12 protein-coding genes are annotated in these 12839 nt (G+C 58.9%); 3 read left to right on the forward strand and 9 right to left on the reverse strand.

Features of this window, described 5'->3' with window-relative positions; all coding sequences use genetic code 11:
- The 7 genes from GPA_RS19545 to GPA_RS14440 form a co-directional block, all read right to left on the reverse strand.
- Positions 1 to 186: hypothetical protein (locus GPA_RS19545; protein ID WP_041239711.1), on the reverse strand; the 186-nt coding region annotated here is incomplete at its 3' end.
- Positions 186 to 1667: a type I restriction-modification system subunit M gene (locus GPA_RS14415; RefSeq protein ID WP_015540328.1), complete on the reverse strand. Its 1482-nt coding sequence runs from the start codon at positions 1665 to 1667 to the stop codon at positions 186 to 188. The genes GPA_RS14415 and GPA_RS19545, both read right to left, overlap by 1 nt.
- A gap of 25 nt (positions 1668 to 1692) precedes the next feature.
- The gene (locus GPA_RS14420; protein WP_041239712.1) at positions 1693 to 4455 is read right to left on the reverse strand and encodes a type I restriction endonuclease subunit R; all 2763 of its coding nucleotides are present in this window, start codon (positions 4453 to 4455) and stop codon (positions 1693 to 1695) included.
- 160 nt (positions 4456 to 4615) lie between these two features.
- A complete protein-coding gene (locus tag GPA_RS14425; RefSeq protein WP_015540330.1) occupies positions 4616 to 6349 on the reverse strand; it encodes a DUF262 domain-containing protein in 1734 nt (577 codons plus the stop codon).
- Between the two features lie 201 nt (positions 6350 to 6550).
- Positions 6551 to 6970, reverse strand: coding sequence for a plasmid mobilization protein (locus GPA_RS14430; RefSeq protein WP_015540331.1), 420 nt, complete (start codon positions 6968 to 6970; stop codon positions 6551 to 6553).
- Between the two features lie 5 nt (positions 6971 to 6975).
- On the reverse strand, positions 6976 to 8046 hold the full coding sequence (locus GPA_RS14435; protein WP_015540332.1) for a site-specific integrase: 1071 nt from the start codon (positions 8044 to 8046) through the stop codon (positions 6976 to 6978).
- Position 8047: 1 nt separating this feature from the next.
- Positions 8048 to 8251 (reverse strand): hypothetical protein, encoded by a 204-nt coding sequence (locus GPA_RS14440; RefSeq protein ID WP_015540333.1) that lies wholly within the window; start codon positions 8249 to 8251, stop codon positions 8048 to 8050.
- Positions 8252 to 8391: 140 nt separating this feature from the next.
- Between GPA_RS14440 and GPA_RS14445 the strand changes: the two genes are divergently transcribed.
- Positions 8392 to 8805: a helix-turn-helix domain-containing protein gene (locus GPA_RS14445; RefSeq protein WP_015540334.1), complete on the forward strand. Its 414-nt coding sequence runs from the start codon at positions 8392 to 8394 to the stop codon at positions 8803 to 8805.
- Between the two features lie 617 nt (positions 8806 to 9422).
- On the opposite strand, the gene guaA is transcribed toward GPA_RS14445, so the two are convergent.
- Both guaA and GPA_RS14455 read right to left on the reverse strand, forming a co-directional pair.
- On the reverse strand, positions 9423 to 10406 hold the full coding sequence (gene guaA, locus GPA_RS14450; RefSeq protein ID WP_015540335.1) for a glutamine-hydrolyzing GMP synthase: 984 nt from the start codon (positions 10404 to 10406) through the stop codon (positions 9423 to 9425).
- 96 nt (positions 10407 to 10502) lie between these two features.
- Positions 10503 to 10898: a metallopeptidase family protein gene (locus tag GPA_RS14455; RefSeq protein WP_015540336.1), complete on the reverse strand. Its 396-nt coding sequence runs from the start codon at positions 10896 to 10898 to the stop codon at positions 10503 to 10505.
- Positions 10899 to 11372: 474 nt separating this feature from the next.
- On the opposite strand from GPA_RS14455, the gene GPA_RS14460 reads away from it, so the two are divergent.
- Both GPA_RS14460 and GPA_RS14465 read left to right on the forward strand, forming a co-directional pair.
- On the forward strand, positions 11373 to 11747 hold the full coding sequence (locus GPA_RS14460) for a PadR family transcriptional regulator (RefSeq protein ID WP_015540337.1): 375 nt from the start codon (positions 11373 to 11375) through the stop codon (positions 11745 to 11747).
- Positions 11734 to 12726: a hypothetical protein gene (locus tag GPA_RS14465; protein ID WP_015540338.1), complete on the forward strand. Its 993-nt coding sequence runs from the start codon at positions 11734 to 11736 to the stop codon at positions 12724 to 12726. The genes GPA_RS14460 and GPA_RS14465 overlap by 14 nt, the downstream gene beginning before the upstream one ends.
- Positions 12727 to 12839 lie beyond the last annotated feature (113 nt).

Consider the following 12839-nt stretch of genomic DNA (forward strand, 5'->3'; position numbering starts at 1 on the left):
GAAATAAATCACAGTATCGTTTTTGACGTCCTTAGGCTTGAGCTCGCCGCGCTCAACCATGGCGAGCTTCTCCGCGTGGATACGCGCGAGCAGCTCGCTAGCGGGCTCGTCGTTCGGGTCTTGGGGAACAAGCTTGCCGTGGATGGCAAGGTCCAACAGTTTTTGACGCAGTTTCTTGGTGTCCATTAGTCCTCGATATCCCCCAGAAGCGCCTCGAGCTGCTCCACAGCGTCGGCAATCGCGTCGCTCTTCTCGTGAATGCTTGCGAGCAAATCCGAAAGCGCAATCTCGGAGATGTCCTCGCCGGTTTTGATCCAGGTGATATCGAGACTCAGCTTGTCGCGGCCCATAATCTCGTCAATAGTGAATCGGCGCCAACGACCATCGGGGTTGTTGTCCTCGCTGTAGGTCTCATCGCGCTCATCGATATGACCGGGCTTATAACAATCAAGGAAGTCGGTAAGGTCGGTCTCTGTCATAGGGTGCTGCTTCAGCGTGTGGTGAACGTTCGTGCGATAGTCGTAAATCCACACCTCGCGGGTCTGTACGCGCTCGCTGCCGGGTCGGTTCTCGAAGAATATAACGTTGGCCTTCACACCCGGCTTGTAGAAGATGCCGGTTGGCAGGCGCAGGATAGTGTGCAGGTTCGCAGTCTCCAGCAACTTGCGGCGCACCGTCTCGCCGGCACCGCCTTCGAACAGCACGTTATCGGGCACGACAACGGCAGCGGTGCCACCAGTCTTCAAGATAGTATGAATGTGCTGAACAAAGTTCAGCTGCTTGTTCGAGCTCGTTGCCCAGAAGTCCTGGCGAGAGTACGAGAGCTCTTCGTCGACAAGTTCGCCGTCCTCGCCGGCAGCAGCCTTAAGCGTCGCCTTTTTGCCAAAAGGCGGGTTGGTGAGCACGTAGTCGAAGCGCATACCAGGGTCGGAAAGAAGCGCATCATTTCTTGTGATGGGCGGAACGTCGTTGAAGTCACCGATGTTGTGCAGGAAAAGGTTCATGAGGCAAAGTCGGCGCGTGGCGGGAACGATCTCCCAGCCGTGGAATGCCTCGTTCTTCAAGAACTTCTTTTGGTCGGCGTCGAGCTGATAGGCTTCCTCTATGTAGCTCTTCGCGGCCAGCAGGAAGCCACCCGAACCGCAACACGGGTCACAGACGGTTTTCTCAGGCTTAGGCTGCACGCATTTGATGATGGTGTTGATGAGCGGCCTGGGCGTAAAGTACTGCCCGGCACCAGATTTGGTGTCCTCGGCTATTCGCTGAAGTAGCCCCTCGTAGATGTCGCCCTTGACGTCCTGCGACATAGCCGTCCACGTTTCTGTGCCGATCATCTGAATAACTCGCGCCAAGATCGCCGGAGAGCTCATCTTGTTTTGGGCCCCGGCAAAAATCTCCTGCAGCATGCCGCCCTGGGCGCCGAGCTTGTCGAGCATCTTCTTATAGGTGTCGAACAGCTCTGCGCCGCTCTTGCCCGCAAGGCACTCCCAACGACAGTCTTCCGGAAGACCGGTCGGCCTGTTGTAGGGGGGCTTGCTGTACTCGTCTGCCATCTTGAGGAAGAGCAGATAGGTGAGTTGCTCGAGATAATCGCTGTTGGAAACGCCATCGTTATAGAGGACGGTCGCCATGTTCCAAATCTTCTGGTTAATGGTGGATGCGCTCATGCGCTGCCTTTCTAGCTAATAGGTGTTATGCGACAAGCGCGTAGTTCATGTCGTCGAGAACGTCTTGGTACTTATCGCCGAACAGGACGTAGAAACGCCCGAGGCCGCCCTTCTCACCGAAAGGTGACAAGTCGAGGTCGTCAGAGCTCACGCTTCCCGAGGTAGAGATATGGTCGCGAATCATACGCAGCCAATCCATCTGCTCTTCGGTAAACTGGCCGTGGCCTGCGTTCTTGGAGAAGACCCAACTCTTGAAACGCTCCGCCACGCCCGCCTCGAAGGGTCTTAGGATCTTTTCCTGTCCGAGTTCGAATCGAATAACGGAAATGATGTCCATAAGCTTGCCCACAGCACTTCGTGCCGTAGCGATGGGTGCGCCCGCGACCTCATATGCATGCCAGACCATGTCGCAGGAAAGTCCATAGGGGGACGTTTTCAACGCATCGTGAACGGCCTTGACCATGCGCAGCGTGATGGGGCGCTGCTTGTAGGTCTGGCCGTAGATGATCTGCAACGCGTCCAGCTCATCCCTGTTGTCGGCAAGGAATTGTCTGAACGTTTGGATGACCTCTTTGGCATGGTCCTCGCGATCGGTGTCCCAACCGGATGAGATGACAGCATCTAGGTTCTCATTATCTATGACCTGGTCGTGCGCCTTGCGCGCATTTTCGAGGTAGTTTCTCAGCTCGGCAGAGAACATTGGCTTAATTGCCTTCTCGACAAGCCGAGACTGGGCATCTGCCAACTTGGCTCGCTCTTCTTCGGTTGCTTCTCGGGCACCATCTCTAAAGATAAGCCCGGCTTCCTTTGCTATCCTGTCCTCGTCGAAAGCGTCAAGCATATCTCTAGCGATGTCGTTCACGGAGGCGCCACCGGCAAGCTCAGCGGCCTTTTTTCGCTCGCCATTGTCCATGACGGCGGCGAGTCGAAGAAGACGGCCGGCGAGCGAGGTGACGGTATCGTCATCGCGCGCGCCCATGGCAACGCTCATCATGAGCTCTTTCAGGCTTACGGAGGGTTTCCTGTCGAGCTGCCTTGTTTCAGTTTTCAGACTCTTCGTGACGCCAACGCAATCGACAACCACGTAGCGGCACTTGTTCGTTGTCGCCGACGGCGAAACGCGAGCCAGGTCATCATGGCCGAGCGTACGACGCCCACGACCAAGCATCTGCTCGAAGTAATTTCTAGAGCGAACGTCTCGCATGAAGACGAGGCACTCGAGAGCTTTGACGTCGGTACCGGTAGCGATCATGTCAACGGTTACGGCGACGCGGGGGTAGAACTCGTTGCGGAATGCCGCAAGCACAGACTTGGGGTCCTCTTCGGCGTTATAGGTTATCTTTTTGCAGAACTCGTTCCCGCGCCCGAATTCTTCGCGCACAATGTTGATGATGTCGTCCGCGTGGCTATCTGTTTTGGCAAAGATAAGCGTCTTGGGTATTTCCTTGCGACCGGGGAACATGACCGTCGTAACCTTGTCGCGGAACTCACGGATGATGGTGCGTATCTGGGACGGATTGACGACATCGCGGTCTAGCTTGCCCTTGTCATATTCCAGGTCCTCGTCGTTCTGCTCCCATCGCTTCTCGCGGGAAAGGCGGTCTCTCTTCTCAACAAGACGCTCGGTGATAGTCGCGCCGTTCTTGCTCACATCAGTTTCGATGATGTAGGTATCGCCGCCGACGTTGACGCCGTCTATGACCGCCTCTTCATGAGTGTATTCGCTCACGACGTTCTGATTGAAAAAAGAGTAGGTTCGCTTGTCGGGCGTAGCGGTAAGCCCGATGAGAAAGGCATCGAAGTAATCGAGAACCTGTTGCCAGACGTTATAGATAGAACGGTGACACTCGTCGATGATGATGAAATCGAAATACTCAGGTGGGTAAGCTGAGTTGTACTCAACATCGCGTGGCTCGCCGACGATGCGACCTTCATTAGGGGAAGATTCCTCGTCTGCCTCGTCAAGCTCTTTGCCCTTGAGGATGGAGTACATCCGTTGGATGGTGCTGATGCATACGTTGGAGCCATTGGGAATCTGTGAAGAGGTCAGGCGACATACGTTGTAAAGCTCGGGAAATAACCTCGCATCGTCGGTGGGCTTGTACTTGCGGAACTCCTCCTCGGCCTGTTCCCCTAGGTTCTTCGTGTCGACAAGAAATAGGATGCGCTTGGCCTTGGCAAATTTGAGCAGGCGGTAAACGTTGGTGATGGCGGTGTACGTCTTGCCAGCACCAGTGGCCATTTGGATTAACGCGCGTGGACGGTTCTCCCCGAACGACTTTTCAAGATTAACAATCGCATTCACTTGGCACTTACGAAAACCAGTGGTATCAAAGGCGGGGAAAGACTTGAGCCTGTTCCGGATGGTATCGGAATCCTTCAGCCAAGCGCGAAGTTGCTCCGGTCGATGGAAGGAAAAAATCTCGCGAGAACGATAATCCTTATCGTGATAGTCGCAAAAACGGGTTAAGACATCAGTCGCCTCGTAGGCAAAACGAATGTCAATATCAGTGGGGGCATACTTGAATTCGCTCTCGGCGTAGCGTCTTGTCTGCTCGGCTACGGCCGTGAGCTTCTCGCCCTTGTCGTGTTCTTTAGCTTCAATCAGCCCGCAAGGGGTGCCGTCGATAAAGATAAGGTAATCACATGGGCCGGTGGTCGTTTGCCATTCACGGACAACGACACCACACGCCGCCATGGGATTGAACTCTTTAACATCCTGGACAGCATATCCGGAAGCTTTTAGTTTCTTATCGATAACGAGACGCGCTTTTTCCTCGGGACTCACCCCAACCGCCAGCCTTTCTCGATGCCGTAAATCAACATGTCGGCACCCTTAAAACACACATGACACTATTTTATCAGGCAGTAGACGGCAGCGTCCGACTATTGAGCAAAAGCAACGAGCGCTCCAGGCCCAAGACCGATAAGCGAAGATAGATCAAGTTTTACTCCCTTAACAGGTCCAACTTGCCAAGCCACTCGACAAAAGCGGTGATGATCCGCTCGGTGCGCGTTTCGATGTCGCTCTCGGTGAAGTCGCCGCATCGCGCAATTTCCACGAGTTCGCGAACGGCGGTCCCCGACACCTCAACGCCCTTATCGTTCACATAGCCCTCGTAATACTTGCGTTTATCCGTCAGTTGGTAATCTGAGGCGCGAATGTTTACGCGCTTCTCCAACATCGCCTTATTTCCTAGTGCTTCAAGGTTTGAGCGATTGGATAGCGGGTGTACCTCGTTACGCTTTCTTGCATAGATGTGTTCGATCTCGAGTGTTGTGTCCAAATCCATGAGAGGTTGCTTAGGATCTGAGTAGGCCCACCAAACAAGCATCGATCGCGTGAAGCGACGCTGGTTGGTGAACTGATAGCTTCTGAAGCGTCCTGTAATTGTCTCGCGATCGAACAGATGCGCTGAAAAGTCGACCTTGCGGCCCTCTACGATGTCTATGAGTGCGGGATAGACGGGACCGCGCAGGGCGTTTACGCCGGGACGCTCAAGTGAGTAGGCGTAGATGAATCCGGTGATGTAGCAAAGGAAATCGTAAAGCTCTTCGTCATCTAGCTCGCCTTTGGTATTGCGCTTTGCCAGGAACCAGGTGCTCAATAGATAAGCCCACATGCCGTTGGGCGCGTAATTGAGGACGAATAGGCGGCGCGTTACCCGCTCGGAAAAGCCCTCCTGCGCATCAACCCGCTTCCAAAAATCGAGCAGAGACTCCAAATCGTCGAGCGTCGCGTCCTCACGTAGGATTTCATACGAGTTTTCGCTGTAGAAGTCGCGTAGACTCTTGGTCGTTGTGTCTCGGATGCCCTTCTTGGCACGGCGATAGTACATATAGCGGGTGAAAAGCTCGTCGAGCGGTGTGCCCGAGGTCGGTTTGAAAATGAGGTTGGCCGTTTCCTCGAGCGCTTTCCAACGCGTGACGAACTCGTCTTTGCGGCCCTCGCCGGAGAAGTGCTTGTAGAACTGGCTCTTGAAGATGTCAGCGTCTGCCAACGGGAGTCCGCGGTCGTTCAAAGTCGAGAAGATCCTGAGTGCGGTGTCCTGGGACTCCGCCTCGATGGGAAGCAAGATCACGTTGTTGAGAATGCGAGCGGCGAATAGCGCGATGTAGCTTGGCCATTCGCTTGCCATTTCGGCCATTCTTTTAGAGAAGAAGGCGTAATTGCGTGAATAGGCGCTGTGGGCCGTGGGACCCACGGAGCCGTGGCGCAATATATCTAGAAACTCATCCTTGTCGGAATCGCTCGCCACCTCTGAATCGATTTTCAGCGCATCCATGTCAGGGTCGTCGAACTCATCGGTCTTCCAGACGCAGCCAGCAATCGAGTCGCGCACTTTAATTGACTGCTTGTCCTTCATGTTTGCGAACTTGTCGTAAAACGCCCTAAGCAGCAACATGATGGTTGTAAGTCTCTGCTGGCCATCGATAATTTCAAGCTGACCTGCGCCGTTCTTGAAAGTAACGATAGGGCCGAGGAAGTATTCATCACTCGTGCTTTCGAAAGCGTCGCAGTCGTCGTTAGGAAACGCGAAGGTGAAGAGGTCGTCCCATAGCGTTGCGCACTCGTCTTCGCCCCAGGCGTAAGGTCGCTGGTAATCTGGGATGAGGAAGTCCGAATGCTTATCTGTAAGGAGCAGCTTGATCGTTTTCTGGTCGATGTTGAGCTTGGACATGTTGGAAACCTCCGTGCAGGTATCTTTTGCATCCAGAATTATATTGCACAGAGTAAATAAGATGCTTGATGACGGCACGATAGGACCAGAGAGCGCGGGAACGGATTGAAGACCTGCATCCAGCACTCTCTTTATGTCCTGCGCTTATTAGTCCCAAATTGCATGGAGAACTGCGTGCCGGATGCAGCTTGAAGACTCAATCTACCCGCGTCCCATATCGAAGATGCTCGTGTCCCCATTGGCAACCATGCCAGACATCTCTAACGCTGCCATCGATGATTTCATCGGTTCGTTGGTCGAAAGCGCGTCAACCTCCTCGCCGAGAGCCAGAAAGAACCTCATCACCAGCTCGATCCTCTGCTGCAGGGACTCGCTCAGTTCGCCGTAGGAGGCCGCCAGCCGCACCTCCTTGGCCAACTCCGCCATCGAGTCCTTCAGCGCCTTCTGCACGCTCACGGAGGGCCTCACCTCGACCTGGGTATCGGTGAGCTTGGCGATGATGTAGTCCTGCCTGCTCATGCCGCTCCAGGCTGCCATCTCGCATATGAGATTGCGCTCCTCGGGCGTGCAGCGGAACGCCATCGTCTTGCTGCGCTTGCGGGCGCTGTTCTCGCACGGCATCTTGCTTACCCCCTCGCTCCGTCGAGCGCGGCGGCCATCTCGTCCTGCTTCGTGGGGAACAGGTGCGCGTATCGGTAGGTGATGTCCACCGCCTCGTGGCCCATGCGCTCGGCGATGGCCAGCGCGGAGAAGCCCATCTCGATCAGCAGGCTCACGTGGCTGTGGCGTATGTCGTGTATGCGGATGCGCTTCACGCCCGACGCCTTGCACCCGCGCTCCATCTCGTGGGCCAGGAAGTGCTTGGTCACGGCGAACAGGCGCTCGTCGGGGGCGACGTCGTCGCGCATCTCGATGAACTCCGCCATCTCGTCGCGCAGGAAGGCGGGCATGACGATCGTGCGCACGGACTTGGGCGTCTTGGGGTCGGTAACGGTGTCCACGCCGTGGAGGCTCTGGTACGACTTGTTGATGCGCAGCCGTGAGCTCTCCAGCATGAAGTCGGACGGCGTGAGCGCCAGGAGCTCGCCGCAGCGTATGCCCGTCCAGTAGAGCAGCTCGAAGGCGTGGAACGACAGCGGCTTGTCCATGACTGCCTCGCTGAACCTCAGGTACTCGTCCTTGGTCCAGAACTGCATCTCGCCGCCCTTCTTCGACCCTATCTTGTCGACCCTGCGCACCGGGTTGTCGGTGAGCCCGTAGTAGCGCTCGGCGTGGTTGAAGATGGCGTTCAGCTGGTTGTTCACCGTGCGCAGGTACGTCGGCGCCCAGGGCTTCCCGTCGGCGTCCCGGTGCTCGGTGAGCTCGTTTTGCCACCTGATGACGTCGATCGGCCTCACGTCGCACATGCGCATGTCTCCGAAGAACGGCACGAGCTTGTCGTTGATGATGTACTCCTTGGTGATCCACGTGTGCTCGCGTATGCGCGGCTTCACCTCTGAGGCGTACACCTCGACGAACTCGGAGAACGTCATGTCCATGGCCCCGCCGTTAAGGCTCTTGAACTGGCTCTCCCACACTGCGGCCTCCACCTCGGAGGAGAAGCCGCGCTTCGTCTTGTGGCGCTTCGAGCCGCGGGCGTCGCGGTAGTAGCACTGCACGTAGTACGTGCCGTTGTTGTCGTCCTTGTACACGGGCATGTCAGTCCGCCTCCGGGAAGTACAGGGCGTCGAAGACGTCGCTTCGGACGCGCCCGCGGATAACCACGCGCCCGCGCGCCTGCTGCTCGGCGTTTATCTTCCTGATCACCTCGTAGGCGCTGCCTTTCTTGATCCTCAGCAGTTCCGCGACCTCGTCGGCGTCCAGCATGTGCGGCCTCGGCGTCTTCGCCACCTTCTCGTCCATGGCTCCTCCTGTCAATAGCGTACAGATACGTACGGTTTACAGATTCAGAGTAAACGTACATATCTGTACTGTCAATAGAATTGCGTACATTTGCGTACGCTGGTAAGATGTGCGGGTACGTATTTCGAGGAGGAGGGCGCATGTCCGTAGGCGAGAACATAAGGCGGTACCGCAAGTCGCGCGGCATGACGCAGGCGCAGCTCGCCGAGGCCGTCGGGCTGACCGAGGGGGCCGTGCGCCACTACGAAAGCGGCATCCGCGCCGTCAAGCCCGAGCTGCTCGAGTCAATCTCCGCGGCGCTCGGCGTGTCCGTCAACGCCCTCAAGGATTACGGCGTCGAGACCGCGGGCGACCTCATGTCGCTGCTCGTGCGGCTCGAGGACTCCTTCGGCATCGTGCCCGCAGCCGACGGCACGGGCCTCTCCCTGAACCCCAAGGCGTCGCACGCGCCCAAAGCCGCGACGGCGATCGAGCTGTGGGCAGAGAAGCGCGCGCAGCTCAAGAACGGCGAGATCGACGCCGACGAATACGAGGACTGGAAAGCCTCGCTGTAGCGGCTCTCCGCATTTCACTACCACTAAAACCGAATCAGGACGCCAAGCTAGGCGGCGAGCGCCGCTCGCACCTGAGTATGCTGAGTTTTTACTCCCCATTGCGTGCCAAGGCATTTCCGGCATGTCCGAGGAGTAAACGACGCGGTAGCTTACACGGCGTCACACGGCGGTACGCCGCGGCATTTCCCCTGATTACTCCCGACTCCATTGAGACGTCGAGATTCTTTACTCCCCATTAACCACCTGGGGAAACGCCGCATGGAGACCGCCGAAAAGCCTATTGAGTTCGATTTGAGTTTCACGGACCCCGAAACGGCCTCTTTTCGTCCTCGGGGACAAAAACCGTGCGTCCACTCACTTGAGATAAATCCTTACTCCCTTTCCTCCGAATACCGCCCAGTGCCTTGCTGTCTTGAAACACGGGGAGTAAATCGCGAAATCGCAGGTGAAAGGGAGTAAAACGGCAAAGAAAAAGCCTCCGTCCCAACGCGGGAACGGAGGCCAGATTGTCGTATTTACTCACCATTGTCGCTGGTGGCTTTGCCATGACTCTCGTACGAAACGAAACTCAGCGGCATAGTGCGGCACTCAAAAGAGCAGGTCAGAACCCTGTCGGCCTACTCCCACTCAATCGTGCCGATAGGTTTCGGCGTGAGGTCGTAGACCACGCGGCAGATGCCGGGGACCTCGTCCAGGATGCGGGCGGTGATCTTCTTGAGCAGCGCCCAATCCAGCTCCGGCACCTCGGCGGTCATGGCGTCGACGGTGTTCACCGCGCGGATGATGGCGGGCCACTCGAAGGCGCGCACGCCGTCGCGGACGCCGGTGGCGCGGAAGTCGGGGACGCTCACGAAGTACTGCCACACCTTGCCCTCGAGGCCGGCCGCGGCGAACTCGTCGCGCAGGATGGCGTCGGCCTCGCGCAGCGCCTCGAGGCGGTCGCGCGTGATGGCGCCGAGGCAGCGCACGCCCAGGCCCGGGCCCGGGAACGGCTGGCGCTCGACCATGCCCTCGGGTAGCCCGAGCTCGCGGCCGATGACGCGCACCTCGTCCTTGTACAAGAGCTTCACGGGCTCGCACAGCTCGAACTGCAGGTCGTCGGGCAGGCCGCCCACGTTGTGGTGCGCCTTCACGCCGTCGGACTCCAGGATGTCGGGATAGATGGTGCCCTGCGCGAGGAAGCTCACCTCGTCGCCAACCTTGCGGGCCTCCTCCTCGAACACGCGGATGAACTCGGCGCCGATGATCTTGCGCTTCGCCTCGGGCTCGGCCACGCCGTCGAGCAGGTCGAGGAAGCGGTCGGTGGCGTCCACGTACACGAGGTTCGCGTCGAGCTGGTTCTGGAACACGTCGACCACCTGCTCGCTTTCGCCCTTGCGCATGAGGCCGTGGTTCACGTGCACGCAGATGAGCTGCTTGCCGATGGCCTTGATCAGCAGCGCCGCCACCACGGACGAGTCCACGCCGCCGGACAGCGCCAGCAGCACCTTCTGGTCGCCGATCTGGGCGCGGATCGCCTCCACCTGCTCGTCGATGAACGCCTGGGCCAGCTCAGGCGTGGTGATGCGCTCCATGTCCTCGGGACGCTTGTTGGGATCCATGCGGGTGTCCTCCTCGTTCTCGGTGATGTTCTGGGGGAATTATAAGGGAAACGCCGCAGCCGCATAAGCAGGCCGCACGTTCTTTTCCGGAAATGCCTAATAGCCCATCTCGCGCAGGCGCGCGTCGTCGATGCCGAAGTAGTGGCCTATCTCGTGCACCACCGTCTTGCCGATCTCCGCCACCAGCTCCGTGCGCGAGCCGAAGCAACGTTCGTGCGGTCCCTTGAACACGGTGATTACGTCGGGCAGGTCGCCGTCGTAGCCGTCGGCGCGGTCGGGGAGGGACACGCCGTCGTACAGGCCCAGCAGCTCGTCGTCGCGTATCGACGCGCCCCGGCAGTCGGGCTCGTCCAGGATGTCGAAATGGTAGTCGTCGGGCTCGTCCTCCACCACCACCGCCACGTTCTCCAGCGCCTCGAGGAACCGTTCGGGAATGTTGGCGAGCGCCTCTTCGACGGCCGATTCGAATTCGCGGTCGGTCATGCGGTGCATGGCTGCCCCCTTCGCTGACGGGTCGAGTATCGATGATGACGAGTATACTCCATGCGTCTTGCGCGCAATCGTCCGACGGCGTCGGAAGCGCCAGCGTATACCAGGCTGCGGAGATGTTACGGTAAAGGATCTGCGATTTTTTCTCGATATATTACCGAACCTTGAGATTGCGCACCCGAAACCTGCCTTCTACCCGCACAGAAAGCGGCTTTTCCCGCTGGAATGGGCGGTTCTTCCGCCTTCGGAGGGGGTTTCGGGACCTTGATTGCCTGATACGGTAAAATATCAGAAATTTTCTCCGATTTTATTACCGTTCTCCAAGGAGCAGAGCGCCTTGCGACCCTCCGACGGCTTGGAAGCGCCCCTTGATCTTCGCGCTGCCGGCCGGGCCGAGCAGATTCTATAGTGTGCGACACACATTATCGTGTGCTCTATGTTATAGTGTGTAACACACAGTAAGCGAAAGGAGAGGGCATGGGGCACGACGACGTGGTGTCGAGCATGGTGCTGGAGCTGCGCCGCGGCACGCTGGTCATGCTGGTGCTCGGCCAGCTGCGTGAGCCGGCCTACGGCTATGCGCTGGTGAAGTCGCTGGCCGACCATGGCATTCCCATCGAGGCGAACACGCTTTACCCGCTCATGCGCCGGCTCGAGTCGCAGGGGCTGCTGCAAAGCGAATGGGACAACGGCGGCTCGAAGCCGCGCAAGTACTACCGAACCACCGACGAGGGCCTGCGCGTGCTCCATGAGGTGGAGGCCCAGTGGCATGCGCTGTGCAGCGGCGTGAATGTCCTGCTGTGCGCCGATCGGCGCGAACCAGGAAAGGAAGCCAAGGATGCCGAACGATAACGACCTGATCGAGCGCTACCTGTACGCCATCACGCGCCGGCTGCCCGCCAAGCAGCGCGCCGACGTGGCCGAGGAGCTGCGCACGCTCATCTCCGACATGCTGGATGAGCGCTGCCGCGGCCTGCCGCCTACGGCGAAGGACGTCCGCGTCGTGCTCACCGAGCTGGGAACCCCCGGCGAGATGGTGCGCAAGTACACCGCCGACGAGGACGCGTGCCTCATCGGCCAGCCTTACTACGCGCAGTACCTCTACGTGCTGAAGATCGTGCTCGCCTGCGTGGCCGGCGGCATGATCGTGGCCGGCGTGCTCACGCTCGCGACGGGCGCGGAGGGAAGCGTGCTCGGCAACGTGCTCGGAGGGATCGGCTCCCTTGTCGCGGCGCTCGTGTTCGCCTTCGCGATCGTCACCTTGCTGTTCGCCTTCTTCTCGCATCGTGGCGTGGACGTGGAGGTGATGGGCTCGCTCGACGACCTGCCGCCCGTGCCGCGCGAGACGAAGAACCCCGCGCGCGGCGACGCGGTGGCCGGCATCGTGTTCTCCATCGCGGGCGCCATCGTGTTCCTACTGTTCCCCGACGTGCTGAACGCGCTCAGCCACCGCGGCGACGGCGTGCCGTTCGACCCCTTCAACGCCGAGGCCATCCGCTCGTCGGCATGGGTTATCATCGCCTGGACGGTCGTGTGCATCGGCGCCGAGAGCTTCAAGCTGGTGGAGGGACGCTACACGCCGCGCCTGCTGGCTGTCACGCTCGTGAGCGACCTCGTGGTCGCGGGGCTCGCCGTCTTCTGGCTGACGAGCTTCCAGCTGGTCGACACCCCGGCGATCGTGCAGGCGCTAGCCGCGCAGGGCGACGCGCTGAGCGGGCCGGTGCTCTGGGCGGTGTTGAACGCGCAGGTGGCGTTCTGCGGCTTCATCGTGCTCGCGCTGGCCATCGACGCCGTGGACTCCATCGTGAAGACGGTGAAGGCGAGCCGCTGATAAAGGACGAGTGCGAGAGCGGATGGGCGCAGCGGTCGCGACGGCCGACGTCGCCGGGAGGCGCTCCGTGCTGCCCAGACGCTGTCCGCCCTGTTGCCCGGGCGGCTGGGGTG

The organism is Gordonibacter pamelaeae 7-10-1-b (genome assembly GCF_000210055.1).
In the GTDB taxonomy this organism is placed as follows: domain Bacteria; phylum Actinomycetota; class Coriobacteriia; order Coriobacteriales; family Eggerthellaceae; genus Gordonibacter; species Gordonibacter pamelaeae.